27 protein-coding genes are annotated in these 25,190 nt (G+C 67.4%); 11 read left to right on the top strand and 16 right to left on the bottom strand.

Annotated elements, in window-relative coordinates:
• Positions 1-287 precede the first annotated feature (287 nt).
• Together H7X47_RS19365 and H7X47_RS19370 are read left to right on the top strand one after the other, a co-directional pair.
• Positions 288-920, top strand: coding sequence for a transglycosylase SLT domain-containing protein (locus tag H7X47_RS19365; RefSeq protein ID WP_193370373.1), 633 nt, complete (start codon positions 288-290; stop codon positions 918-920).
• Positions 921-1,029: 109 nt separating this feature from the next.
• Positions 1,030-1,569, top strand: coding sequence for a PAS domain-containing protein (locus H7X47_RS19370; protein ID WP_193370374.1), 540 nt, complete (start codon positions 1,030-1,032; stop codon positions 1,567-1,569).
• A gap of 3 nt (positions 1,570-1,572) precedes the next feature.
• On the opposite strand, the gene H7X47_RS19375 is transcribed toward H7X47_RS19370, so the two are convergent.
• The 6 genes from H7X47_RS19375 to H7X47_RS19400 are packed head-to-tail and all read right to left on the bottom strand — an operon-like array spanning position 1,573 to position 6,320.
• On the bottom strand, positions 1,573-1,935 hold the full coding sequence (locus H7X47_RS19375; RefSeq protein WP_193370375.1) for a hypothetical protein: 363 nt from the start codon (positions 1,933-1,935) through the stop codon (positions 1,573-1,575).
• A gap of 5 nt (positions 1,936-1,940) precedes the next feature.
• The gene (locus tag H7X47_RS19380; RefSeq protein ID WP_193370376.1) at positions 1,941-2,804 is read right to left on the bottom strand and encodes an HTD2 family dehydratase; all 864 of its coding nucleotides are present in this window, start codon (positions 2,802-2,804) and stop codon (positions 1,941-1,943) included.
• Positions 2,801-3,925 (bottom strand): CaiB/BaiF CoA transferase family protein, encoded by a 1,125-nt coding sequence (locus H7X47_RS19385; RefSeq protein WP_193370377.1) that lies wholly within the window; start codon positions 3,923-3,925, stop codon positions 2,801-2,803. Before H7X47_RS19385 ends, H7X47_RS19380 begins: the two co-directional genes overlap by 4 nt.
• Positions 3,922-4,563 carry a glutathione S-transferase family protein gene (locus H7X47_RS19390; RefSeq protein WP_193370378.1) on the bottom strand — a complete coding sequence of 214 codons (642 nt, stop codon included), beginning with the start codon at positions 4,561-4,563 and terminating at the stop codon, positions 3,922-3,924. The genes H7X47_RS19385 and H7X47_RS19390 overlap by 4 nt, the downstream gene beginning before the upstream one ends.
• A gap of 8 nt (positions 4,564-4,571) precedes the next feature.
• On the bottom strand, positions 4,572-5,750 hold the full coding sequence (locus tag H7X47_RS19395) for an acyl-CoA dehydrogenase family protein (protein ID WP_193370379.1): 1,179 nt from the start codon (positions 5,748-5,750) through the stop codon (positions 4,572-4,574).
• Positions 5,751-5,780: 30 nt separating this feature from the next.
• Positions 5,781-6,320, bottom strand: a complete 540-nt coding sequence (locus H7X47_RS19400) for an HIT family protein (protein ID WP_193370380.1) — start codon at positions 6,318-6,320, stop codon at positions 5,781-5,783.
• 297 nt (positions 6,321-6,617) lie between these two features.
• Between H7X47_RS19400 and H7X47_RS19405 the strand changes: the two genes are divergently transcribed.
• The 3 genes from H7X47_RS19405 to H7X47_RS19410 are packed head-to-tail and all read left to right on the top strand — an operon-like array spanning position 6,618 to position 8,859.
• Positions 6,618-7,307: a class I SAM-dependent methyltransferase gene (locus H7X47_RS19405; RefSeq protein WP_193370381.1), complete on the top strand. Its 690-nt coding sequence runs from the start codon at positions 6,618-6,620 to the stop codon at positions 7,305-7,307.
• Positions 7,307-7,645, top strand: a complete 339-nt coding sequence (locus H7X47_RS25900) for a hypothetical protein (RefSeq protein WP_227010615.1) — start codon at positions 7,307-7,309, stop codon at positions 7,643-7,645. The genes H7X47_RS19405 and H7X47_RS25900 overlap by 1 nt, the downstream gene beginning before the upstream one ends.
• 2 nt (positions 7,646-7,647) lie before the next feature.
• Entirely contained in the window at positions 7,648-8,859 is a 1,212-nt protein-coding gene (locus H7X47_RS19410; RefSeq protein WP_319633638.1) for a winged helix-turn-helix domain-containing protein, read from the top strand.
• On the opposite strand, the gene H7X47_RS19415 is transcribed toward H7X47_RS19410, so the two are convergent.
• Genes H7X47_RS19415 through dgcN form a run of 4 tightly spaced genes read right to left on the bottom strand, consistent with a single transcriptional unit; the run spans position 8,856 to position 12,029 of the window.
• Positions 8,856-9,509 (bottom strand): ceramidase domain-containing protein, encoded by a 654-nt coding sequence (locus H7X47_RS19415; RefSeq protein WP_193370383.1) that lies wholly within the window; start codon positions 9,507-9,509, stop codon positions 8,856-8,858. The two genes, H7X47_RS19410 and H7X47_RS19415, sit on opposite strands and share 4 nt — an antisense overlap.
• A gap of 56 nt (positions 9,510-9,565) precedes the next feature.
• Entirely contained in the window at positions 9,566-10,018 is a 453-nt protein-coding gene (locus H7X47_RS19420) for a hypothetical protein (protein ID WP_193370384.1), read from the bottom strand.
• 23 nt (positions 10,019-10,041) lie between these two features.
• Positions 10,042-11,022 (bottom strand): N-acetyl-D-Glu racemase DgcA, encoded by a 981-nt coding sequence (gene dgcA, locus H7X47_RS19425; protein WP_193370385.1) that lies wholly within the window; start codon positions 11,020-11,022, stop codon positions 10,042-10,044.
• Between the two features lie 8 nt (positions 11,023-11,030).
• Complete coding sequence (gene dgcN / locus H7X47_RS19430; protein ID WP_193370386.1) at positions 11,031-12,029, bottom strand: N-acetyltransferase DgcN; 999 nt, start codon at positions 12,027-12,029, stop codon at positions 11,031-11,033.
• Positions 12,030-12,262: 233 nt separating this feature from the next.
• Between dgcN and H7X47_RS19435 the strand changes: the two genes are divergently transcribed.
• Complete coding sequence (locus H7X47_RS19435; RefSeq protein WP_193370387.1) at positions 12,263-13,660, top strand: MATE family efflux transporter; 1,398 nt, start codon at positions 12,263-12,265, stop codon at positions 13,658-13,660.
• A 38-nt stretch (positions 13,661-13,698) separates the two neighbouring features.
• Here the strand turns inward: H7X47_RS19435 and H7X47_RS19440 are convergent, their stop codons facing one another.
• The 4 genes from H7X47_RS19440 to H7X47_RS19455 all read right to left on the bottom strand — a co-directional run bounded on the left by H7X47_RS19440 (position 13,699) and on the right by H7X47_RS19455 (position 17,429).
• Positions 13,699-14,220 carry a hypothetical protein gene (locus H7X47_RS19440; RefSeq protein ID WP_193370388.1) on the bottom strand — a complete coding sequence of 174 codons (522 nt, stop codon included), beginning with the start codon at positions 14,218-14,220 and terminating at the stop codon, positions 13,699-13,701.
• A 202-nt stretch (positions 14,221-14,422) separates the two neighbouring features.
• A complete protein-coding gene (locus H7X47_RS19445; protein ID WP_193370389.1) occupies positions 14,423-15,976 on the bottom strand; it encodes a sensor histidine kinase in 1,554 nt (517 codons plus the stop codon).
• 5 nt (positions 15,977-15,981) lie between these two features.
• On the bottom strand, positions 15,982-16,752 hold the full coding sequence (locus H7X47_RS19450) for a response regulator transcription factor (protein WP_227010616.1): 771 nt from the start codon (positions 16,750-16,752) through the stop codon (positions 15,982-15,984).
• Positions 16,753-16,826: 74 nt separating this feature from the next.
• Positions 16,827-17,429, bottom strand: a complete 603-nt coding sequence (locus H7X47_RS19455) for a hypothetical protein (protein WP_193370390.1) — start codon at positions 17,427-17,429, stop codon at positions 16,827-16,829.
• A gap of 564 nt (positions 17,430-17,993) precedes the next feature.
• Here H7X47_RS19455 and H7X47_RS19460 point away from each other — a divergent pair.
• From H7X47_RS19460 to H7X47_RS19475, 4 genes are all read left to right on the top strand, one after another.
• A complete protein-coding gene (locus H7X47_RS19460) occupies positions 17,994-19,094 on the top strand; it encodes a polyamine ABC transporter substrate-binding protein (RefSeq protein ID WP_322096516.1) in 1,101 nt (366 codons plus the stop codon).
• Positions 19,095-19,214: 120 nt separating this feature from the next.
• Positions 19,215-20,393 carry an ABC transporter ATP-binding protein gene (locus H7X47_RS19465; protein WP_193370391.1) on the top strand — a complete coding sequence of 393 codons (1,179 nt, stop codon included), beginning with the start codon at positions 19,215-19,217 and terminating at the stop codon, positions 20,391-20,393.
• A gap of 101 nt (positions 20,394-20,494) precedes the next feature.
• Entirely contained in the window at positions 20,495-21,373 is an 879-nt protein-coding gene (locus H7X47_RS19470) for an ABC transporter permease subunit (protein ID WP_193370425.1), read from the top strand.
• 4 nt (positions 21,374-21,377) lie between these two features.
• Positions 21,378-22,199: an ABC transporter permease gene (locus H7X47_RS19475; protein ID WP_193370392.1), complete on the top strand. Its 822-nt coding sequence runs from the start codon at positions 21,378-21,380 to the stop codon at positions 22,197-22,199.
• A gap of 37 nt (positions 22,200-22,236) precedes the next feature.
• Here H7X47_RS19475 and H7X47_RS19480 read toward each other — a convergent pair whose 3' ends face one another.
• Positions 22,237-23,517 (bottom strand): lipopolysaccharide biosynthesis protein, encoded by a 1,281-nt coding sequence (locus H7X47_RS19480; protein ID WP_193370393.1) that lies wholly within the window; start codon positions 23,515-23,517, stop codon positions 22,237-22,239.
• 72 nt (positions 23,518-23,589) lie between these two features.
• Here H7X47_RS19480 and H7X47_RS19485 point away from each other — a divergent pair, with 72 nt between their 5' ends.
• Positions 23,590-24,993 (top strand): hypothetical protein, encoded by a 1,404-nt coding sequence (locus tag H7X47_RS19485; protein ID WP_193370394.1) that lies wholly within the window; start codon positions 23,590-23,592, stop codon positions 24,991-24,993.
• Here the strand turns inward: H7X47_RS19485 and H7X47_RS19490 are convergent.
• Positions 24,959-25,190 (bottom strand): adenylyl-sulfate kinase (locus tag H7X47_RS19490; RefSeq protein WP_193370395.1); only part of this gene is annotated, 232 nt, incomplete at its 5' end. The genes H7X47_RS19485 and H7X47_RS19490 overlap by 35 nt on opposite strands.

Raw genomic sequence — 25,190 nt, forward strand, 5'->3', positions numbered from 1 at the left:
ATGGAACTGCGGCAGGCCCCGGCCAAAGCCGTGTCCGTACCGCAGTGCACAATATGCTCCCGGCGAGTCATTAATTCAATGGCTATTTACTCAATTCATTGATTTACCAACAAATTTCCGGCCAGCGCTTTAACAAAGCTGTCACAAAGCTGACCGGGATATTGCGCTGCAATAGAGCGCCGGAAAGTCCTGCAACCGATAGTGAGCATCATCTGGGCTCCAAGGGCCGGCCTGGCACGGCGATTGCTCCTGGTTCAGGCAGATTCGCCGATGATGGAGACGCCCTGGTGGCCCGACTGTTCCTGAAATTCGCCTTCCTGGTTTGGGTTGCCGCCTTTCCCACTGCCGGAAATGCGGCTGAACCCCTTGAGAACGCAGAGCCTTTCTGGAATCTCTGCCGCCAGGAAACCGCCCGGGCGGAGGTCGCCCGCGACCTTCCGCCGCACCTGTTAACCGCCATCGCCCGCACCGAATCGGGACGCTGGCATGCCGGACAGGCGGAAAACCTTGCCTGGCCCTGGACCGTCATGGCCGAGGGCAAGGGGCGATTCCTGCCCAGCAAGGCCGCCGCCATCGAGGAAGTGCGCCGCCTCCAGGCCCGTGGGGTGCGCAACATCGACGTCGGCTGCATGCAGGTGAACCTCCACTACCACCCCGACGCCTTCGAGAGCCTGGAGGCCGCCTTCGACCCGGCGGTCAACGTGGCCTATGCCGCCGAGTTCCTGGCGGACCTGCGCCGGGAGGCCCGTTCCTGGACCCGCGCCGTGGGCCAGTACCATTCGCGCGAGGCGATTCGCGGCAACAGCTACCGAGCCAAGGTCTTCAAGGCCTGGCGCGCCGAGCGCCATCGCGCCAACCGGGAGCGGCGCGCGCGCCTGCAGGCCGCCCGCGAAGCCGCCCGCCGGGACAGCGACTCCTGAAGCCGGAGGGGCCGCGCCCCTTTCCACTGGCAAGATTTGACGGCACATCTTCCTAGCGGGCAGGCCACGTGGCATCATTGCCAGACCAAAGAAAGGCCCGCCCGTCGCAATGGAAGAGCTTCTGGAGGACATCCAGGCCGCCAAGCTGGACCTGGAGAAGGATCTGGCCCGCTATCCGGACCTCTGTCTGGCGCTGGACTACTGGAAGAGCAAGAAGGGCGACCGCATCGCGCCCGCCCGCGCCGACATCGATCCGGTCGACATCCCGCGCCTGCTGCCGCGCGTCATGCTGGTGGACGTCGAATCCACCGAAGGCAGCGCCCCGGACTTCCACTACCGCCTGAGCGGCACCGGCATCCGCAACGTTCACGGCTACGACGCCACCGGCCTCAGGCCCCTCGACCTGAAGCCGCCGATCTACGGCAAGCTGATCCACGCCCACTACCGCGCCGCCGCGGAAGCCCGCACGCCCCTGGCCCACGTCATCGTCATGATCACCAACAAGAAGCAGCGCTCCTACGCGCGGCTTATCCTGCCGCTGTCCGAGGACGGCGAGACCATCAACATGCTGATGACCGTGGACAGCGGGACCCAAAACATGCTGCAGGAATTCCTCGAGACCCTCCAGGCCATCGGCGAACGGGATTGATTGTCAGAAATCCCAATCCAGGTTCACCGACATGCATTGTGCGCAGAGCAGCGCGCCGCGCGGATTCTCCGCGCCGCAGTGGCGGCAGCCCGCGCCTTCGCGGCGCAGGTGCAAGACGATCGCTTTGGCCTGCCGCTCTCCGCAGGGCAGCATGGTCTTTAGCCGCTCCACAGCCGCCGCGGAGTCCTTTGCCGCAACCTGGGCGACGTCTTTGCGCTCCATGCGGGAGAGGGAATCACAGAGCAGAACCAGACCGCCACACTGCGGACAAACGATATGGAGCCGGCCTTCGGGGTTGAACCGCTCGTAGATTGCGCCCTGCTCCCGGTACTGCTCGACGCGGCGCGGCGTCATCTTCTTCGGCATGGCTGCTACTCCCAGTCCACCTCGCCCTGCATGGCGAGGAAACCATCGGGGTCGACCACCCAGAGGCCGGCGTGTTTGGCGGCATCATCCGGCGCGCCGCAGACCGTGAAGTGCCGGTTGTCGAAGATCGGCCGCTTGGCGCGAAAGACGAAGCGGGTGGCGCGGGCCTCGGGCCGCTCGCGGCGCAGCTGGCCGATCATCATGGTGGCCAGCAGCGGCCCGTGGACGATGAGGCCGGGGTAGCCCTCTTCCTGCGTCGCGTAGGGATGGTCGTAGTGGATGCGGTGGCCGTTGAAGGTCAGCGCCGAATAGCGGAACAGCAATACCGGCGTGGGCGTCACCTCCTGCTGCCAGGCGCCCTCGGGCGGCGGCGCTTCGCCTGCGGCCCCCTTGTAGCTTGAGGGGGACGCGCCCTTTTCCCCCGCCTCGCGGTAGACGATGTCGTGCTCCTCGACGATGCAGGGCCCGCCCTCGTCCGCGACCACGTGCTCGACGGTGACGAAGGCGAGGCGACCGGAGCGCCCGCGCTTTTCCGTCACCGACTTGATGGTGGAGTGGCGCGTCACCGCGGCGCCGACTTCCAGGTGCCTGGGAAATTCGACCCGGCTGCCGGCCCACATGCGCCGCGGCAGTTCGATGGGCGGCAGGAAGCCGCCGCGCGCGGCGTGGCCGTCGGGGCCAAGCCCGGCGGTCGGCGCCAGCGACCAGAAGTAGGCCCAGTGCCACAGCGGCGGCAGGGCGTCGCCGGGATGCAGCAGCGGCTCGACGTCGTCCAGCGTCGCCTGCAGGGCCTGGGCGCGCCCGGGCCCGATGCTGTCGCGCAGGGTCTCGCTGCGCCCGACCCAGCGGCTCCAGTCTTCCCCACTCATGCCGCGAACTCCTCCCTGAGAAACGCCCCATGTTCATCCACCGCCGGCACGGCGCCAAGGTCGAAATCATGACCGCGGATCTCGACCGGCGGGGCCACCAGTTCGACCGGACCGCTCGGCGTCGCCACAGTGACGCGGCGCAGCTGCGGATGGGCGCTCAGGTCCGCCGGCGTGTTCACCGCGCCATAGGCGACAGCGGCGGCGAAGAGGCGTTCGGTCAGTTCCTCGCGGCCGAGGGTCGCGAAGACCTCGTCGATGACGGCGTCGAGGGCCGGACGGTTGGCAACCCGCGCCGAATTGTCGGCGAAGCGCGGGTCGGCGAGCATCTCCGGGCGCTGCAGCACCTCTTCCACCAGGCGCTTCCACTCGCGCTCGTTCTGGATCGAGAAGACCACCTCCTCCCCGCCTTTGCAGGCATAGACGCCGTAGGGCGCGATGGAAGGGTGGTTGAGGCCGACGCGCCCCGGCGCGCCGGGCCCGTAGTCCTGGTGCAGCAGCGGCACGGTCATCCAATCGGCCATGCCGCTGAAGAGGGAGGTCGCCAGCGCCGAGCCCTCGCCCGTGCGCCCGCGCAGCAGCAGGGCCTCCAGCACCGCCTGATAGGCGTACATGCCGCAGGCGATGTCGCAGACCGAGACACCGACGCGGCCCGGCCCCTCCGGGCGCCCGGTGATGGCGGCCAGGCCGCTTTCCGCCTGCACCAGCAGGTCGTAGGCCTTCATCTTGGCGTAGGGGCCGCTCTCGCCGTAGCCGGAGATGTCACAGGTGATGAGCCGCGGATGTTCCCGGCGCAGCGCCTCGTGGCCGAGGCCGAGGCGCCCGGCCGCCCCGGGCGCCAGGTTCTGGATGAAGACGTCGGCCTGGCTGAGCATGCGCCTGACCAGCGCCAGGTCATCCGGCTGCTTCAGGTCGACGGCGATGGATTCCTTGCCGCGGTTCAGCCACACGAAATAGGCGCTCTCGCCGTGCACCACGCGGTCGTAACCGCGCGCGAAGTCGCCTTCCGGGCGCTCCAGCTTGATGACCCTTGCGCCGGCGTCGGCCAGGCGCGAGGAGCAGTAGGGCGCGGCCACCGCCTGCTCCAGGCTGACCACCAGCAGGCCTTCAAGGGGCTTGGTCATGACGCATTCTCCCGCTCGCAGGCCCGGCAGACGGAGGCACGCCCTCCGACGCGCGCCCACCAGGCCGCCAGCGCCGGCTGCGCCTTCAGCAGGGTCTGCCCTTCCGGCGCCTTGACAAAATAGTCGAAGATCGGCGCCGCATGAGCATCGGCGAGACCAAAGCCTGCACCGCCGAAGTGATCCCCCTCCCCCAGGACGTCCGCAAGGGCGGCAAGGCAAAGCTCGGCCTTCGGCAAGGCGGCGGCAATCACCGCTTCGTCACTTTCACCGGTTTTCCCGCGCGACACGCGCTCGACGTAAATCTCCCATACCATCGGTCGATAGCCGTGACCGTCGAGTACCGAGATGACCTGTTCGACGCGGGCGCGGCCCTGCGGGCTGGCTGGCTGCAGGGCGGGACCGTCGAAAGCCTCGTCGATGTAGCGCGTGATAGCGCGGGTCTCGTAGAGGCGGAAACCGTCATGCTCGAAAGCAGGCACCTTGCCAAAGGGATGGCGCTGCGGCCAGTCCGCCGGCCAGTCGTTGCGGTCGAAGACATCAAACTCGGCTTGATCGTAGGCGACACCCTTCTCGGCCAGAACAATCTTGGCGATTCGCACGTAGACCGAGTAGGACGGACCGAAGAGCACCGACTTCATCGAGCGCCTCAGTAGCTGCGCGGCATGCCGAGCACGTGCTCGGCGAGGAAGGCGAGGATCAGGTTGGTGGAGATCGGGGCCACCTGGTAGAGCCGCGCCTCGCGGTACTTGCGCTCGACGTCGTACTCCTCGGCGAAGCCGAAGCCACCGTGGGTCTGCAGGCAGGCTTCCGCCGCCGCCCAGGAGGCTTCCGAGGCCAGCATCTTGGCCATGTTGGCCTCCTTGCCGCAGCGCTGGCCGGCGTCGAAGAGCGCCGCCGCCCGCTCCACCATCAGCGCCGCCGCCTCGCTCTGGGCATAGGCTCTGGCGATGGGGAACTGGATGCCCTGGTTCTGGCCGATGGGCCGGCCGAAGACCTTGCGCTCGCTGGCATAGCTGCTGGCCTTGTCGATGAACCAGCGCGCATCGCCGATGCATTCGGAGGCGATGAGGATGCGCTCGGCATTCATGCCGTCCAGGATGTAGCGGAAGCCCTTGCCCTCCTCGCCGATGAGGTTCTCCGCCGGGACCTCCAGGTTGTCGAAGAAAACCTCGGTGGTGGAGTGGTTCATCATCGCGCGGATCGGCTTGATGGTGACGCCCTTGCCCACCGCCTCGCGCAGGTCGACGATGAAGACCGAGAGCCCCTCGCCTTTCTTCACCACCTGTTCCTTGGGCGTGGTGCGCGCCAGGAGCAGCATGAGGTCGCTGTGCTCGGCGCGGCTGGTCCAGACCTTCTGGCCGTTGACGATGTAGCGCTCGCCCTCGCGCCTGGCGAAGGTCGAGAGGCTCAAGGTGTCGGTGCCGCTGGTCGGCTCGGTGACGCCGAAGGCCTGCAGGCGCAGGCTGCCCTCGGCGATGCCGGGCAGGTAGCGCTGCTTCTGCGCCTGGCTGCCGTGCCGCAGCACCGTGCCCATGGTGTACATCTGGGCGTGGCAGGCGGCGCCGTTGCAGCCGGACTTCTGGATCTCCTCCAGGATGGCGCAGCCGGCGGCCAGCGGCAGGCCGCTGCCGCCGTAGTCCTCCGGAATGAGGGCGGCCAGGTAGCCGGCCTCGGTCAGCTCCTTCACGAAGGCCGCGGGATAGGCCCGCCTGGCGTCCAGCTCGCGCCAGTAGGCGCCGGGGTAGTTGGCGCAGAGGGCGCGCACCCCCTCGCGGATTTCGGGGAAGCTCTCGCTTGTCTCGACAGTCGTGGGGTTGGGCGTCATAGGCTCTGCGGCGGTCTCCGTAGGGGGCCGTCAGCCTACTAAAACACCGCTGTCCGGCAAAGGCCGCCAGGGCATGGCACCCATGCCCCCAGCGGCCAGCCGGCCGGCGTTGTCCTCAGCGGCCACCAGGCTGCGGCTGAGGCGGAAGGCCGCCGCCGCCAGCGCCTCGCCCGAAGGGCCGCCGGTCGTCGTGCCCTGCCCGAGCGCCTTCGGACGGGGGGCGGGGACATCGCCCGCCGCCAGCAGCGGCGCCCCCTGCCCGCGCGCGGGGGGGGCCTCCCCCGCCCGGAAGGGGAAACCCACCCGGTCGACCTTGAAGACGGCGCGCTGGGCCTCGGCGAGGCGCTGGCCCAGGTCCAGCAGCGCGCGCGCCAGGTCCGGCGGCAGGGCATTGAAGTGGGGAAAGTGCCCGCGCGGGATGATCCGCAGGTGCCCGGGGCGGATCGGGGCGGAATCGAGAAAGGCGACCAGGCGATCGCTCTGGTGGACGATAGGGGCCGGGGCGCGGCCCGCGGCGATGGCGCAGAAGGGACAGCCGCCTTGGGCGGCCCGCTGGTGATGTGCGGTCATGGAACTGGCTCCGGAATGCGGTTGGGGAATAAAAAACACCCCGGCCGTTACCGGCGGGGTGTCCGCATTTCCGAACAAGAGCGCAGCAGCGCGCCTAACCCCGCGTCAGTGGCGACGGCCGGGGCGCGGCATTCGTGCGGCGATCTCGAAGCGCTTGTCCATGGCGGAGAGGATAGCCGCCTTTGCGGGCGCTGAAAAGCCCGTCAGGAGGCTGGCAGCAAAGACGCCCCCGAGCCCCCGGAAAGGCCCCGGAGGTCTGGCGGAGGCCCGCCGCCAGGGCCTAGAATGCGCCCCGCCATGCCACAGCTTCCCCTGCTCAAGCACACGGAAGTCCTGCGCCAGCGCCTGCCCCTGGCGGGCGCGACCGTCGCCGATGTCGGCTGCGGTGACGGCGGGCTGGTGCGCGTCCTGGCGCGCGGCGGCGCCTGGGTCATCGGCATCGACCCCGGCCCGCAGCAGCTGGCCCGTGCCCAAGCCGCCGAGCCGGCGGGAGATGAGGTCTACCTCTGCGCCCTGGGCGAGGCCCTGCCCCTGCCCGAGGCCTGCCTCGACACCCTGGTCTACTTCAACGCCCTGCACCACGTGCCGGTGGCGGTGCAGGGCGCGGCCCTGGCGGAGGCCGCCCGCGTGCTGCGCCCCGGCGGCCTGGTCTACGTCCAGGAGCCCCTGGCCGAGGGCGACTACTTCGAGCTGCTGCGCCCCATCGAGGACGAGACCGAGGTGCGGGCGCGGGCCTATGACGCCTTGAAGGCCGGCGCCGACGGCAGGCTGCGCGAGACCGAGGAGTTCCGCTACCGCGCGCCCTTCCGGGTGAAGAGCGTCGAGGCCTTCCTCTCCGGCCTCATCGCCGTCGACCCGGCCCGCCGCCCGGCGGTGGAAGCCGCCGAAAAGTCGTTGCGGCAGGGCTTCCTGGCGGCTGCAGAACAGCGCGATGGGGCGTTCTGGTTTGATATCCCCTCCCGGCTCAATCTCTTGCGGCGAAACTGATGGCGATCCGCTACCTCTCGGAGCACGACTCCCCCGACGATCCCGGCGGCCTGATCCGCGAAGTACTGAACCTGGGCGCGGACTTTCCGGGCCCGGCGGAAGACGTGGTGCTGGCCTGGATCCTGCGCCTGGGCCAGGACCGCGACCCGGGCCAGGCGGCCCAGCGGCTCATCGCCGACTACCGCCTGGAGGAGCAGCCGCAGCCCGGCGGCGCCTGCGGCCGCCTCATCGAGATGCTGAAGGAGACCGCCGAGTTCCCGGCCCAGCGCATGACCCGCCACATGTGCAAGCCGCGCCGGCGCGGCGGCTGGCGGCGCAACCGGCCCGCCGACAAGTAGCCGTGAGTCAGCCGAGGGTCATCGACAACCGCAGCGCCCGGCGCCTCTTCCTGGCGCGCCAGGGCCTCGCCTTTCCCCCGCACCGGAAGCTCAGCGACGCGGGCCTGCTGGAGCTCATCGAACATCTCGGCTTCGTGCAGCTCGATTCCATCCAGACGGTGGAGCGCGCCCACCACATGATCCTCTTCGCGCGCAACCAGACCTACCGCCACAAGCAGCTCGCCCGCCTGCACGAGCGCGAAGCGGCGCTGTTCGAGAACTGGACCCATGACGCCGCCATCATCCCCAGTCGCTTCTTCCCGCACTGGAAGCTGCGCTTCACGCGCGAGGAGGCGCGCCTGCGCGAGCGCTGGCGCAAGTGGCGTGACGGCGACTTCGAAAGCGAGCTGGCCAGCGTGCTGCAGCACGTCGCCGACAACGGCCGTGTGCTGGCGCGCGAGCTGGGCAACGACGACGAGGCCAAGCCCAAGACCAACGGCGGCTGGTGGGACTGGCATCCCTCCAAGACCGCGCTGGAATACCTCTGGCGCTGCGGCCACCTGGCCGTGGCCGCGCGCGACGGCTTCCAGAAGGTCTACGACCTGACCGAACGCACCCTGCCGCGCGCGCACCTGGAGCCCGAGTTCCCTGAGGCCGAGACCGTGGACTGGGCCTGCCGCGCGGCGCTGCAGCGCCTGGGCGTCGCCACCTCGGGCGAGATCGCCGCCTTCTGGGACCTGGTCACGCCCGCCGAAGCCAAGGCCTGGTGCCTGGCGCGCAAGGACGGTGAGCTGGAAGAGGTGCACATCGAGACAACGGAAGGCGGCAAGCCGCGCGCCGCCTTCTGCTTTGCCGGCGAAGATCCCTGCGCCGAGCTGCCGGAGCCGCCGAAACGCCTGCGGGTTCTCAGCCCCTTCGATCCGTTGATCCGCGACCGCAAGCGCACCGAACGGATCTTCGGTTTCCACTACCGCATCGAGGTCTTCGTGCCCGCGGCCAAGCGCAAGTACGGCTACTACGTCTTCCCGCTGCTGGAGGGCGATCGCCTGATCGGCCGCATCGACATGAAGCATGCGCGCGAGCGCGGCGAGCTGCGGGTTAAGGGCCTCTGGCTGGAACCCAAGGTAAAACTCTCCGCCGCGCGGCGCGGTCGCCTGGAGGCGGAGCTGGAGCGCCAGCGCCGCTTCACCGGCGCCGGGCGCGTGGTCTTCGAGAAGGGCTGGCTGCGCAGCTAAGCCCGCGCCGCGCCCCGGACCCCCTCGGCCATCATGGTGCGGGTCAGGTTGTAGAGCACCACCGCGTTCATCATGTGCCAGAGGAAATGGGTGCCGACCGGCAGGGCCGCGCAGAGCCGCAGGTCGGCGGTGCGGAAGGCCAGCGAGAGGGCGAAGACGCCCGCGGCGGCCAGGATGGGGCGGCCCGCCGGGTGGCGCCGCCCGAAGTGCAGGAAGCCGCCGACGCCCAGCATGGTCACCAGCGCCACGCCGTAGGTGGAGGCGCTGAAGCCGAAGACCAGCGGCATCACCGCCACCAGCACCAGCACGATGGCGACGCCGGCCAACACGCCCCACAGCGGCAGGGCGACCAAGCGGTAAAGCGCCAGGTACATGTAGAGCAGGATAAAGAGCGCGACGGGAATGACGTCGGCCATCACCGCCCAGGCGGTCGCGAAGGTGTGAAACAGGCCGCTGCCGATGCCGACCAGTAAGATCAGCGCCACCAGGGCCAGGATCGCCGGGTCGCGGCGCGCCGCATCGTCCCGGCGCAGGGCGGCGACCAGCAGGACGCCGGCCAGGATGAAGGCCAGGTTGGTCACCGCGTTCAGCGGCTCGCCCCACAGCCCCGGGCCCACCCTTTCGCAGTAGAGGTCGATGGCGCGGTCCATAACGCGGTCAGCCTAGCAATTTCTTCGCGCCGGCAGCAGGGGCAAGAGGGGTACTATTACTGCTGCGCGCCGGCCTGTTTGGCGAACTGGTCCTCGATGTACTGCACGACCTGCTGCAGCGAGATGGTGAAGACCCCGGCCCGGCCCTCCAGAAAGGCTTCGCGCCAGATGATGTAGCCCTCCGAGATGTCCGGCGGGGTGACGTCCTTCTGGATGAGGGAGATGACGCTGGCTTCCAGGGCTTCCCGGCTGATCGGCACATGCACCAGGTGGTCCTGCACCTTGGCCTCGAGCAGCGGGTTCTTCAGCTTCAGCCTATCGACGTAGACATGGACGATCGGCTTGCTGCCCATGTCGCGGTCGATGCGCGCGATGTAGAGGCGTGAGTCCTCCTCGCCGGGGCGCGTGCGATAGCTCCACAGCTGGCCAACCTCGAAAGTGACCGCCTGCGCCGGCAGGGCAGCGCACTGCGCCAGCAGCACGAACAGGACCAGGGTTTTCTTCATCATCTTCTTGTCATCCCAAAAACGCCCTATCCCCATAACGCAGGGGCGGGCGGAAAGACCAGGCTGTCCTCTATTTTCAGCGGCGGGTCGCGGTCCTCGGCCAGCAACAGCGGCGCGTCCAGGTCGGTCAGCGCAACGCCCTGGGCCAGGATCACCGCCGGCGCGCAGGCCAGCGAGGTGGTCAGCATACAGCCGACCATGATGGCGAAGCCTTCCGCCTCGGCCGCTTGCTTCAGCTTCAACGCCTCGGTCAGGCCGCCGGTCTTGTCGAGCTTGATGTTGACCATGTCGTAGCGCCCCTTGAGGCCCGCCAGGGTCGCCGTGTCGTGGCAGGATTCGTCGGCGCAGACCGGCACCGGCCGCGCGATCCCGGCCAGCGCCGCGTCGTCGCCGGCCGGCAGGGGCTGCTCCACCATGACCACGCCCAGGCGCTGCAGGTCGGGCACCAGCGCGCTGTACTGCGCGGCGGTCCAGCCTTCGTTGGCGTCGACGACGATGCGGGCCTCGGGCGCGTTGGCGCGCACCGCCTCGACCCGGTCCAGGTCGTCGGGCCCGGCCAGCTTCAGCTTCAGGATCGGGCGCGCGGCGTTCTCCGCCGCCTTGCGGCCCATCTCCTCCGGCGTGTCGATGGAGAGCGTGAAGGCCGTGGTGACGGGGCCGGGCTCGGGCAGGCCGGCGAGCTGCCAGTGGCGCTCGCCGGCGCGCTTGCACTCCAGGTCCCAGAAAGCCAGGTCAACGGCATTGCGCGCCGCGCCGGCGGGCAAGAGCGACTGCAGGCCGGCGCGATCCAGCCCCTCGGCGAGGGGGCCGCTGAGCGCCTCGATCTCCGCGATCACGCCCTCCACCGACTCGCCGTAGCGCGGATAGGGCAGGCACTCGCCGCGGCCCAGATGCTCGCCGTCGCTCAGCTCGGCCACCACCACGTCGGCCTGGGTACGGCTGCCGCGGGAGATCGTGAACTTTCCGCGTACCGGCCAGGCTTCGTGGCGCACCGTAAGCTGGGTCATGCCTGGGCCTACTGCAGGCGATCGACGATGGGTGCGACGCCCTCGGTGAAAGGATCCATCACGGGCAGTTCGCAGTCGCTTTCGATCCGCCGCAGATAGGCTTCGACGCTGCCCTCGTTCATCTGCGAGGTATTGACCGCAATACCGACGAACTTCGCCGCCGGATTGGTCAGGCGCGCCGCCGCCAGGTTCGCGTCCATGCAGGCCTTCAGCGTCGGCAGGGGGTAATCCGGCAGGCCGCGCATGTGGGAGCGCGTCGGTTCGTGGCACAGCACCAGGGCATCGGCCTGGGCGCCGTGCAGCAGCCCCAGGGAGACCCCGGCGAAGGAGGCGTGGAACAGCGAGCCCTGGCCCTCGATGATGTCCCAGTGGTCGGCGCTGTTGGCGGGCGAGAGATACTCGACGGCCCCGGAGATGAAGTCGGCCACCACGGCGTCGATGGAAACGCCTGAGCCGGCGATGAGGATGCCGGTCTGGCCGGTGGCGCGGAAGTCCGCCTTCATGCCGCGCGCGCGCATTTCCTTCTCGATGGCCAGCGTCGTGTACATCTTGCCGACCGAACAGTCGGTGCCGACGGCAAGCAGGCGCTTGCCGGAGCGCTTCTGGCCGTTGGCGACGTCGAACTCGCGGCTGGGGTGGCGCACGTCGAAGAGCTTGCGGCCGTGCTGCTCCGCCGCCGCCTTCAGCACCTCCACGTCGGCCAGGCGGTTGTGCAGCCCGGCGGCCAGGTCATAGCCCAGCATCAGGGCCTGCTCCAGCACCGAGATCCATTTCTCCGAGAACACGCCGCCGCGGTTGGCAACGCCGATCACCAGGGTCTTGGCCCCGGCGGCGGCGCCTTCTTCCAGGGACATGTCGGTGAGCCCGAGATCCGCCTGGCAGCCTTCCAGCCGCAGCTGGCCGAGGCACCAGTCCGGACGCCAGTGGGCGATGCCCTGGGCGGTCTTGGCCGCGAGCTGGTCCGGCGCATCGCCGAGAAACAGGAGATAAGGATGCTGGATTGCCATACGCCCCTCAGATTCTTTGTATTTCCGCGCCTGCCGCCGTCCGGCGCCGGTCGTTCGTTTGCCTATCGGCACGCCGCTTTGCGAGCGCTTCAGGGCCGGCATCTTAGTGATACCGGAGGGGCGCGCCAAGCCGTGCCGCTCCCTGAATTTTGCAGGGCTGCACCGCCTTTGCCCCCGCGGCCTCGCACCTTATGATCGCGTCCCGCCGCAATGATCCACAGCGCCCGACCGAAATGAGCGATTACCCCCCCGACGCGCCGGCCAGCCGCCCCGGAGACCAGGCCGCGAACTGGAACCGCCGCGTCTGGCGTCTGGCCGGGCCGATTATCCTGGCGAACCTCACCACCCCCCTGCTGGGCGCCGTGGACACGGCGGTGGTCGGCCACCTGCCCGACCCCAGCTTCATCGGCGGCGTCGCCGTGGGCAGCGTCATCTTCAGCTTCCTGTTCTGGGGCTTCGGCTTCCTGCGCATGGGCACCACCGGCTTTACCGCCCAGGCCTACGGCGCCGGCGACGCCGCCGAGCTGCGCGCCTGCCTGCTGCGCCCCCTGGCCCTGGCGCTGGGCTTCGGCCTGCTGATCATCCTGCTGCAGAGCCCGATCCGCCTCATCGCCCTCTGGGCCATGGACGCCAGCGCCGAGGTCGAGGGCCACACCGGGATCTATTTCGACATCCGGGTGTGGAGCGCCCCGGCGGCGTTGGTGAACTACGTGGTCCTGGGCTGGCTGCTGGGCGTGCAGCGGGCGCGGGCGGCGCTGCTGCTGCAGCTGCTGCTGAACGGCACCAACATCCTGCTCGACCTGGTCTTCGTCATCGGCCTCGACTGGGGCGTGGCCGGGGTCGCCTGGGCCACCTTCATCGCCGAAAGCCTGGCTGCACTGGCCGGCCTCGTCGTCATCCTGGGCGGCCTGGAGCAGCGCCCCGGGCGCGCCGACTGGGCGCGGCTGAGCGACCCGGCGCGCCTGGCCGCGCTGATGCGTGTCAACGTCGACATCTTCATCCGCACTCTCTGCCTGGTCCTGGCCTTCGCCATCTTCACCTCGGAGAGCGCCGGCTTCGGCGACGTCATCCTGGCCGGCAACGCCATCCTGCTGCAGTTTCAGGCGGTGATCTCACACGGGCTGGACGGCTTCGCCCACGCCGCGGAGATCCTGGCCGGCAGCGCGCTGGGCGCCCGCAACCGCGAGACCTTCCGCCGCGCCGTGGTGGTCTGCACCACCTGGGGCCTGGCCGGCGCCCTCATCGCCGCTGTAGCGTTGCTGGGCGCCGGCCCGCTGCTCATCGCCGTCTTCACCTCCCTGCCGGAGGTGCGCGCCAGCGCAGAAACCTATCTCTGGTGGATGGTCGCCTCGCCCCTGATCTCGGTGTGGAGCTTCCTGCTGGACGGCGTCTTCATCGGCGCCACCCGGACCACGGCCATGCGCAACGCCATGCTGGCCTCGCTGGCGGTCTTCCTGCTGGCCGACTGGCTGCTGCTGGGCCCGCTGGGCAACCACGGCCTGTGGCTCAGCCTCATGCTCTTCATGGCGGCGCGCGCCGCGACCCTGGCCTTCTGCTACCCGGCGCTGGAGGCCACGGTGGCCCCGCAGGGCGCCGGCGGAACGGGCGCAAGAGGGGAAGGCCCGGACTAGCCGGCCTCAGGCAAGTTGCGATTTCCGGGAAAGAACGCTCAGGAAGCGGCGGCGCTGACCAGGCCCGCGGCACCCAGCAGCGCACGGCTCGGCAGGTCCATCACCAACTGCAGGGTCGCATCGCTGTCGTCGATGGCCGCGGCGTCGCAGGGCAGGATGGCAACCCGCAATGCCCCCAGCGGGATGCCGCAAGGGCGCAGCGACTGCTCCAGGCGGGCGCAGAGGCCGCCGGCGGCTTCCTCGTCGGTGATGCCCTGGGGATGGATGAAGATGACGATCAGCGCGCCGTCGTCGGCCATTTCGGCGATCAGCGAGCGGTCGTCGATGCCGCTGAGCCGGCTGTCACAGCCCGGCGCCAGGGTAACCCGGCAGAGCGAAAGACGCAGATGAAGGCCGCGCAGCCGCCGCAGGCTGTTGGCGATGCCTTTCGGCAGGCCGGAAGGGGGCGGCGATCCGGAGATCGCCGGCCGGGTTTTCGGGCCACCCGGCCGGCGAAGGGGAAGCTCGGGGGAGTACCCGAAGGGAGGGGCCGTCAGAATGCTTCCCCTTTCCCACCTCATGTCCTCAGCGTCGCTCCCCACCGGGCCGGGGGGACCGCCGTCAAGGCGATGGACATGAGAGGTCTGTTTGCTCCGCATCGACTTGAAGGTACTGCGATGCTGCAACTGTCGGGTGCGTCAAAGTTGTGGCGGTGAAGGTTAAGAAAATTAAGGAATTAGCAAAAAATTGCGCTGCACTGCCTCGACTCTCCCCAAAAGAGCGTTAGGCAGCAAGGGGAAAGCGCAGGACCATGGCAAGTCCACCGTCCGGCCGGTTATCCGCCCGAACGCTACCGCCGATCGCCTGTAAGTTGCGACGGACGATCCACAGGCCGATCCCCATGTGCGGGCTGCCTTCGCCGCTGTCCTCCTCGGAATCGGCGGGAAGCGGCTTGGAACGCAGGGAAACGTAACGCTCGAAGATGCGCGTCAGCTCGGCAGAGGGCACGCCGGGGCCGCGGTCGAGCACCGCAAGCTCCGCCCGCCCCTGCACCGCCCGCAACTCCACGATGATCTTCGAGCCCGTCGGCGAAATCTCGATGGCGTTGTCGATGACATTCTCCAGCACCGTCTCCAGCAGGTCCTCGCCGGCCAGCACGAAGATGTCGGGCTGCAGGCGGGCATCGAGGATGAGGCGCCGGCCGGCGAAGCTGTCGGCATAGGCGGCGAGCATGCGCTCGACCATGTGAGTCAGACAGATCTTCTGGCGCGGCGGGTCCAGCAGCTCGGCCGTGGTCTCCTCCAGGCGCCGGGCGTAGGCCACCAGGTGGTCGAGGCGGTCGATGGAGACCTCCAGCACGTCGAGGGCGCGCTGGCCGCGCACCTCGTCGGGGGAGACGAAGCGCCGCAGCGGCTCCAGCGACTGGCGCATGATGGCGATCGGCGTCTTGAAGGCGTGGGCGTTGTCCTCGGCGGCCAGGCGGATGCTCTCGGCGGAATCCTGCAGCGCCATGGTCATGCGGTCGAATTCCTCGGCCACCGGGGCCAGTTCAGGCACCCGGTTCTGCTGGGCGAAGCTGACGTGGCTGGCGCCGGTGCGGATGCTGCGCGCCAGGCGGCGGAAGCGCATGAGGCCGCGCCAGATCGACACGAAGAGGCCGATGGTGAAGATCGCCATGGCGAAGTAGATCGCCGCGGCGATACGCACCTCGATGGTCTTCCAGTACGGCTGATCGATGGAAGTGCCCAGGAACTCCGTGGTCGAGTGGGTGGTGATGACTGCCCAGCAGCCGGCCCCGGTGTTGATCGGGGTGATGGAGGTCAGCAGTTCCTCGGCGCCGGAGGGACGGCGGTGGCGCAGGGCCATGGACAGCTCGCCCCAGCAGCTCTGCGCCAGATTGTCGAAGACCCCGCGCTCGACCAGGCGGTCGCGTTCCTCGGCCAGCTCGGTCGGGGCAATGGTGGGCTGGGAGGCGACGAAATAGAAGCTCTCGGCTCCGTACTCGCCGGCCGGCCGGAACAGCACCTTCACGCCGGTCTGCTTGGTCGCGAAGCGCGCCACCTCGTCGTTCAGCAGCGGCAGGGAGGAAATTTCCTGCTGCTCCAGCAGCGGGCGCAGGCTCTCCGCCACCATGCGGCCCTGCTCGCGCACGCTTTCCATCAGCAGAAAGCGCTTTTCCGCGTCCGCCTCGCGGAACTGGATATAGAGGATCACCGGGACCGCGCAGAAAATGACCAGCAGCAGCATCAGCTTGCTGATCAGCGAGCGGAAAGGCAGACCGGCGGAGAAGCTGCGCGGCACAGCCGGCGTCGCCGGACCTTCGACCCGCGCAGCCATGAGGTTCAGGCTCCGCCCTTACCGCTCTGGTCGCGCCAGCGGTAGCCGAAGCCCGGATAGTTCTCGATGCCGTCGAAATTCTCGTCGACGTCGCGGAACTTCTTGCGGATGCGCTTGATGAAGGAGCGCACGTTTGCGCGATAGCCGTCGGGGCCGTAGCCGGCGACGAAGTCCTTGCCGCGCACAATGTCGTAGATCTGGCGGTAGGACACGTCACCCCCCTGCTGCGACACAAGGAACAGCACGATGGCGAACTCGGTGAGGGTGAGGTCCACCTGCTTGTTGTCCCAGAAGGCGCGACTGATGTCGGTCTTCAGTTCCAACGGCCCATTGCGGATCACCGCCGGGGTCTGGCCGCCGCCCTCCGACGAGGGCTTCACGCCTTCGGTGATGAGCTTCAGGCGCTGCAGAATGATCGGCAGGCGCCGCGACTTGTCGATGAAGTCGACCGCTCCCCACTTGAGGGCCGCTTCCTCGTAGATTTCGTCGCTGAGGACGGTCAAAAAGATAACCGGCGTCTGGATGCGGCATTCGCGCATGCGGCGCAGCACCGCCAGCCCGTCCAGGCCCGGCATGCGCCAATCCAGCAGCACCGCCTCGGCCTCTTCGCCGGACATCATGAATTCAAGGGCACTTTCGCCATTGGCGAAATCGACGACCTCATAGCCTTCCTCGGCCAGATTGAGCCCCAGGGACTCGCGGAACAGGTCGTCGTCATCAACGATAAAAACACGATTGAAAGTGGTCTCTGTCACGACCGGCTGTACAGCCATCATTCACATTGCGCTTGCCAGCGCCCCCTTATTGTTTGCCTGCTCCTTGCATTCGGCTACCTGCCGAAGGCTACCCGCTAACTGCCACCGGCCGACCCATTCGTCGGCGATGCCGGGGACGCTTCCTCGCTGTCCCGGCCCGCCTCGGCCTGTACCAGCAGTTCGCTCAAACAAAGGCGGGCGAAATCCTTGGATTCCGCGTCGTTGGGCGCTTCACCCTCGGCCCCGCCTTTCACCTCGTATGTCAGCACACGAAAATCGGTCCCACCCACTTTGGGATAGAAGAATATATGTAGGACACAACTGGCGCCGTTGTAGGCCCATATCTTTGCCGGCGGCTCCTCGATCAGCAGCGCCGGCTGGCCGAGCAACGCCGTCGTGCGGTCGAAGTCGAGCCCGACCAGCGAATCGGGTTCCACCTCGGGCGCCTTGGTCACTTCGACCGCCGCCGGGGGTACTTCAGGCTTGCGGATCGGCAGCGGCGGCGGCGGCTTCAGCTTGGCCACCTCCTCCGACACGTCCTCAGGGAACCTGCCCGCGTTGCTCAGCGCCTGTTCCTCAGACACAGGGCGTGCTGTCTCGGTGGCCGGACCGCGAAAATCAGGGAACTGGATTCCCAGTTCCGCGCACGCGGAAAGACCCAGCAATGCCGTCCCCAGGACCCCGATGAGGAGTCTCATTATCGTTTTCCTGATCTTCGCACCATCCCGGCTTTAAACCGGAACCCATCAATCGTGAGCCTCAATTTCTTAACGAAATCCTAAGATAGATGTGGGGGAGCGGTGCTGTGCCCCGTGCGCAGCATCAAGATACGACCCCAAGTGCCTAATCTGCATAGCATCCTGGCGGGTGTGACAAATTTGGCGCGGCTTTCGGTGAAGCCAGCAAAAGTGTTAAGGCCTCTTGGCCGCAAATCAGGCACATCCCTTCCTCTGGCGTTCAGCGGAACCACCCGCCCAGATGTGCCAGGGTATCGCCAAGGGATAGCCCCCTCAACCGTGATGTTTGCCCGGCAAAAGCGGCGAAGTTATGGCGAAGTGCGGCCTGTGCGCCGCGATGCCGCCCGGCCGGGGGCGGCCTGCAGACCGCTGCGGGCCGCCGGGCCCAATTCACACCGCCTTGCCGCTATCCGGGATTGACAAGCCCCACCGGGACAGCTTGATATCAAGGAGAGTGCGGCCTTCAGGGGCCGCCATAAGGCGTGGGAAACGCCGACATGAAGTCACGTCAACAGGGAAGCAGGTATGACAAAATCACGGTATTTCGCCCCGGCGGGCGCGATGATCGCTTTTGCCCTGGCGATGGGCACGGCCCAGGCCCAGGAAAAGGTCGTCAACGTCTATAACTGGTCCGACTACATCGACGAGTCGATCCTCGAGGACTTCGAGAAAGAGACGGGCATCAAGGTCGTCTACGACGTTTTCGATTCCAACGAGGTGCTGGAAACCAAGCTGCTGGCCGGCGGCACCGGCTACGACGTCGTGGTGCCCACCGGTTCCTTCCTGGCCCGCCAGATCCAGGCCGGCGCGTTCCAGAAGCTGGACAAGTCCAAGCTGCCGAACCTGAAGAACATGTGGGACGTGGTGGCCAAGCGCACGGAGAAGTACGATCCGGGCAACGACTACTCCATCAACTACATGTGGGGCACCACCGGCCTGGGCTACAACGAGGAAAAGATTCTTGAGCGTATGCCCGACGCGCCGGTCACCTCCTGGAAGATGATCTTCGATCCCGAGGTCGTCTCCAAGTTCGCCGATTGCGGCATTCACGTGCTGGATGCCCCGACCGAGCTGATCCCGGCGGCGCTGAACTACATCGGCGAGGATCCCGACAGCAAGGACCCCGACGTCATCGCCAAGGCCGAGGACGTGCTGATGGCGATGCGCCCCTACGTCCAGAAGTTCCACTCCTCTGAGTACATCAACGCCCTGGCCAACGGCGACATCTGCCTGGCGGTCGGCTGGTCCGGCGACGTGCTGCAGGCGCGCGACCGCGCCGACGAGGCCAACAATGGCGTCACGGTGAACTATGTCTCCCCGGACGAGGGCGCGCTGATGTGGTTCGACCAGATGGCCATCCCCACCGATGCCCCGCATCCGGAGAACGCCCTGGCCTTCCTGAACTACATCATGGACCCGCAGGTCATGGCCAAGGCGTCGAACTACGTCTACTACGCCAACGGCAACAAGGCCTCGCAGGAGTTCCTGGAGGAGGACGTGATCGGCGATCCGGCGATCTACCCGACGCCGGCGGCCCTGGAGACCCTCTACACGGTCACCCCCTATCCGCCGAAGGTTCAGCGGGTCGTGACGCGCCTCTGGACCAAGGTGAAGAGCGGTCAGTAAGCCTGAGCGAACGGCCCCGCCCCGACCCGGTGCGGGGCCGTTGCCTTTTCGCGGACAGGCCGCGCGGGGCGCAGCGGGCCGGGCCCGGCGACCTTCGGCGGCAAGCGGGGACATGACGGGATGAGCGGAGCAGGCACCGCAAGCAATCAGGCGCGCAGCGGCTCTTCGGCCGCGCGCCAGCGCTGGGCGCCCTGGGAGGACCCCAACGAGAAGCCCCACGTCCGGATCGTCGGCGTGACCAAGCGCTTCGGGGACTTCGTCGCCGTCGACAACGTCTCCCTCGACATTTACAAGCGCGAGTTCTTTTCCCTGCTCGGCCCCTCGGGCTGCGGCAAGACCACGCTGCTGCGCATGCTGGCCGGCTTCGAGACCCCCAGCGAGGGCCAGATTCTGCTGGAGGGAGAGGACATGTCCGGCGTGCCGCCCTACGAGCGGCCGGTGAACATGATGTTCCAGTCCTATGCCCTCTTCCCGCACATGTCGGTCGAGAAGAACATCGCCTTCGGGCTGAAGCAGGACCGCGTGCCCAAGGCGGAGATCGACCGCCGCGTCGCCGAGGTCATCGAGATGGTTCAGCTCGGCCAGTTCGCCAAGCGCAAGCCGCACCAGCTCTCCGGCGGCCAGAAGCAGCGCGTCGCCCTGGCCCGCAGCCTGGTGAAGAAGCCCAAGATGCTGCTGCTCGACGAACCGCTGGGCGCGCTGGACAAGAACCTGCGCACCCAGACCCAGTTCGAGCTGATGAACATCCAGGAGGAAACCGGCATCACCTTCGTGATCGTGACCCACGACCAGGAGGAGGCGATGACGGTGTCCAGCCGTATCGCGGTCATGGACCACGGCCGGATCGTGCAGGTCTCCACCCCGGGTGAGCTCTACGAAGCGCCGCTAACCCGCTACGTCGCCGACTTCATCGGCGAGGTCAACATCCTGGAGGGCCGCGGCGCACAGCGCGAAGGCGACCACCTGGTGCTGCAATGTCCGGACGCCGGCTGCGCCATCCAGACCGGCCCCTATGCCGAAGACGGCGGCGACGAATCCCTGTGGATCGCGCTGAGGCCAGAAAAGGTACGCATTTCCAAGGAGCCGCCGGCCGACAGCAGCCGCAACTGCATGACCGGCGAGGTCTGGGACATCGGCTACCTGGGCAATCTCTCGACCTATCACGTAAAGCTGGACAGCGGGAAGATGATCACCGCGACCCAGGCCAACATGGCCCGCCTCATTGAGCGGCCCATCACCTGGGAGGACCGGGTCTACCTGACCTGGGCGCCCGACGCCGCCGTCGTGCTGCGCGACTGAGGGACGGCAGCGTGTCATCCTCTCCGCCGCCCGCCGCCCCTGCCACCGCGCCACAGGCCGCCGTCGAAAGCCCGGAGGTCGCCCGGCAGGGCACGCAGAAACTGCTCAAGTACCTGGTCATCGCCGTTCCCTACCTCTGGCTGCTGGCCTTCTTCCTGGCGCCATTCCTCATCGTGCTGAAAATCAGCCTCGTCGAGGTGCGGGTGGCGATGCCGCCCTATTCCGAGCTGATCACCTTCGTGGAGGACGGCTGGATCGCCTTCCACGGATCGCTCGAGAACTATCTCTGGCTGTGGGACGACCCGCTCTATATCAATTCCTACCTCAGCTCCCTGAAGATCGCGGCGACCTCGACCGTGCTGACGCTGCTGGTCGGCTACCCCATCGCCTACGGCATGGCGCGCGCGCCGCGGCGCTGGCGCTTCGCCCTGCTGATGCTGGTGATCCTGCCGTTCTGGACCTCCTTCCTGATCCGCGTCTATGCCTGGATCGGCATCCTGAAGAAGGAAGGCCTGCTGAACCTGGCGCTCACCCACCTCGGCCTGATCAGCGAACCCCTGACCATTCTCAACACCGACATCGCCGTCTACATCGGCATCGTCTATTCCTACCTGCCCTTCATGGTGCTGCCGCTCTACGCCAACCTGGAGAAGATGGACCTCAGCCTCCTGGAAGCGGCCGCCGACCTCGGCTGCCGGCCGATCAAGGCCTTCTGGGTGGTGACCGTGCCGCTGTCGATGACCGGCATCGTGGCCGGCTGCTTCCTGGTCTTCATCCCGGCGGTCGGCGAGTTCGTCATCCCGGATCTGCTGGGCGGCTCCGAGACCCTGATGATCGGCAAGACCCTGTGGACCGAGTTCTTCAACAACCGCGACTGGCCGGTGTCCTCGGCGGTGGCCGTGATCCTGCTGCTGGTGCTGATCATTCCGATCGTGCTGTTCCAGCGCCAGCAGCAGCGCAGCGCCGAGGCGGAGGCCTGAGCGCATGAGACAAGGCCTCACCTGGTTCAACATCGCCTCGCTGCTGCTCGGCTTCCTCTTCCTCTACCTGCCGATCGCGCTGCTGATCATCTACAGCTTCAACGAATCTCGGCTGGTGACCGTCTGGGCCGGCTTCTCGACCAAGTGGTACGCCGAGATGCTGCAGAACCAGGGCCTGCTGAACGCCGGCTGGGTGACGCTGAAGGTCGCCTTCACCTCCTCCTGCTTCGCCACCGTGCTGGGCACCATGGCCGGGCTGATCATGTCGCGCTTCGGTTCCTTCCACGGCCGCACCCTCTTCTCGGGCATGATCTACGCGCCGCTGGTCATGCCGGAGGTCATCACCGGCCTGTCGCTGCTGCTGATGTTCGTGGCCGTCGCCCTGGACCGCGGCTTCGTCACCGTCACCCTCGCCCACATCACCTTCTCCATGTGCTACGTAGCGGTGGTGGTGCAGTCGCGCCTGGCCGGCTTCGACCGTTCCATCGAGGAGGCGGCCATGGACCTGGGCTGCCCGCCGGGACGCACCTTCTTCCAGATCACCCTGCCGATCATCGCCCCGGCGGTGGTCGCCGGCTGGCTGCTGTCCTTCACCCTGTCGCTGGATGACCTGGTCATCGCCAGCTTCACCACCGGGCCCGGCGCCACCACCCTGCCGATGAAGATCTACAGCCAGGTGCGCCTGGGCGTGACGCCGGAGATCAACGCCGTCTGCACCATCCTGGTCGGCCTTGTGGCGACCGGCGTGCTCACCGCCTCGCTCATTACCCGGCGCCAGGAAATGCGGCGCGAGGCGGAGGAACGCCAGGCCATCGCCAACAGCTGACCCGGGACGACTTCCCGTCTCGCGGCGCCCCGTCCCGCTACCGGGTATTGCCCTGGGCGAAGGCGAAGAAGCTGCCGAAGATGTTGTAGTGGTAGACGATGTAGATGCCGCTGATCACCGCGGAGATCATGAAGGCGGCGATGGTCGCCGCCAGCACCCCCGCCACGCCGTAGTAGAGCGCGCCGTACCAGCTGAGATAGGCGTTCAGCAGAATGCAGGTCAGGCTGCTGATCGACATCGGCAGGATGGCCTTGCGCAGGTGGAGAAAAGCCTGGTTGTGATAGAAGTAGCCCATCGCCACGGTGCCGGCGATGGCCCAGGGGATGAGGCCGAAGGAACTGGCGAAGGACGGCCCGACCACCAGCGGCGCGGCCAGCATGGAAACCAGGTAGAAGAAGATGCCGAGCGCGGGCAGCAGCAGCAGGAAGCTCAGCGAGACCGCCGTCACCTCCCTGCGATAGTTCGACTGCAGCTCGCCCAGCCGCTTGAAGAGCCAGGGCATCCAGGCATGCAGGAAGCCGTTGATGGCAACGAAGAGCGCGGCGCCGAACAGGGCGGCGACGCCGTAGAGGCCGTTCTCGGCGAGGCCCAGCAGGTGGGTGATGATGAGACGGTCGGTCAGCGGCACCGCGACCAGGCCGAAGCCCGTCGGCAGGTAGACCAGCCCGAACTTCACCATGTCCTTGAACTGGCCGCGCCCGGGCAGTTTGAAACTCAGTTTCAGATCCTTGGCCAGCCACGCCACGCCCAGTAGGCAGGTGACGACCAGGCCCGCGACCTTGCCCAGAATGACGCCCTGCCAGCCCGCGCCCTGAAACACCAGCGCCGCGATGACGGCGAAGCCGAGGAGCGACTGCGCGAACTGCAGCGCGATGAAGCGGCCGCGCTTTCCGGCGAATTGGTTGTAGGTCAGGACGAAGTAGAAATTCACATAGAGATAGGCGGCAAAGACCACCGCCAGGACCCAGGCGGCGGGGAAGCTAATGAAGCTCGCCAGCGTCTCGCCGAACAGCAGGCCGATGAGGCCCAGGACCAGGGCAGAAGCGGTCGAGAGATAGAAGGCGGAGACCACGAAGGCCGCCAGCCCGGCCTTGTCCAACTCGTAGAAATGCATCTTCAGCGCGTCCTGGATGGTCAGATTGACCGCCGGGCGCAGGAAGGCCACCAGCGAGACGAAGAGGACCCAGACGCCGTATTCCTCCGGCGCCAGGATGCGCGTTAACAAAATAGCGAGGAAGAAGGGGGAAAGTGCCTCGATGCTGTTGGCGAGGGAATAGAAGATGGATGTCCCCACCAATTTGCGAAACAGCTGCAGCATCCTGACCTTCTTGGCATCGACGAGTCTGTGAAAATGTACTCTCTGGGCAGAGCATCTTTGATCGTCAGGAAGATGGATGCCTCGGCTGGCCGTCTGAGCGTCTTCGATGACGTTGTCCGGAAGAACTTCTACATCCGGTTTTTCTATGCTCTTTACGAAAAAAGCCCCGGATTTCTAAAGACGACGCTGTTAATAATTTATGGCCTGAAATGTTATCTTTCAGTTAATTGGGCCTCTCGGGCAGAGGGCGAGATCGCCTTCTTCGCCTCCTATCCCAACGAGCGTGTCGCTCTCGACCACCTGCGACGGAACCTGCCGGAGCTCTCGGCCGCCGAGCTGACGATTTCACGACGCAACTGCCTGGGCTGGCCGGCCTTGGCGGCGCTGCCCGCCTTCCTCGCCTGCGTGGCCCGCCTCTGGCCGCTCGCCGCCCGGCTGAGCCGGCGGCTGCACTTCATGCCGGCCTGCCGTGTCTTCAGCACCACGGCCTTCTACCTGCGCTTCGGGCGCCTGCTGAAGCAGCGGCGCGCGCAGGCGGTGTTCATCGCCAACCACTACTCGCCGGAATGCCTGGCGCTGGCCGCGGCGGCGCATCGCCAGGGCGGGAAGGTCCTCTTCGTCAATCACGCCAACGCGACAGGGAACAAGGTCTACGCGCCACCACTCCACTGCGACCTGGCCGCTCTCACCGGCCAGGGCGTGCTCGACGCCTATATGGAAAACGGCAGACCGCCCGTCAACGCGGTCTTTATCCCGCCGACCTCGCCTCAGGCGCAGATGCGCAGCCACTTCAATCCGGAAGGCGGCCTCTCAGTCGGCATCTTTCTGACGGCACTCACAGACATGGCGCGCCTGGAAGCATTGGTCGCGCAGCTGCTGGAGAGCCCGCGCGTGGCCCGCGTGCTGATCCGCCCGCACCCGGTGAAGGTCATCAACGAGGACCTGAGCGGCCTTTGCACCGCCGATGGGCGGGTGCAGGAAACCGGCGGCAGCTTGCTGATCGACGACGTCCGGCTCTGCGACCTCGCCATCTGCGGCAACAGCACGGCGACCATCGAGGTTCTGCGCGGCGGCCTGCCGGTCTTCTACGACGCGGCCCTGGACTCCTGCGGCCACGATCTGAACGGCCACCTGCACCGCAAGCTGGTGCCGCCGCTGCCCGAGCGGCTGGACGAGGCGGCCCTGGAGGCGGTCGCAGCGTTCTACGACGATCCTGACTGGCTCGGCAGGATGCGCTACTTCGACGCCAGCTATCGGGGGGACGAGGCGGAGATGTTCCGCCGCCTGGCCGTCGGCATTCGCGAGACCCTGCAGGACAGCGGCCTGGCGCCGCTGCTGCTCACGCCGGCCGCCGCGCCCGCAGCGCAGGATGAGGCGCAGGACGAGGCCACGGCCGCGGCCGAAGAGCCGCGGCGCGCTGAGGCCGGTGAGAAGCCGGAGGCTAGACCTTGGACCGGTCGTCGCCTTTCAGGGTGAAGACCTTCTCCACGTAGCGGACGATCCGCTCCACCGACTCGGGCACCGTCTCGGTGGAGGTGTCGACCTCCAGGTCGGCGGCCTCCGGCGCCTCGTAGGGCGCCGGGACGCCGGTGGACTGCGGAATCTCGCCCGCGCGGGCCTTCTTGTAGAGGCCCCTGGGGTCGCGCTGTTCGCAGGTCTCCACAACCGCCTTG

Origin of the sequence: Pelagibius marinus (assembly GCF_014925385.1) — a bacterium.
Lineage (GTDB): Bacteria > Pseudomonadota > Alphaproteobacteria > Kiloniellales > Kiloniellaceae > Pelagibius > Pelagibius marinus.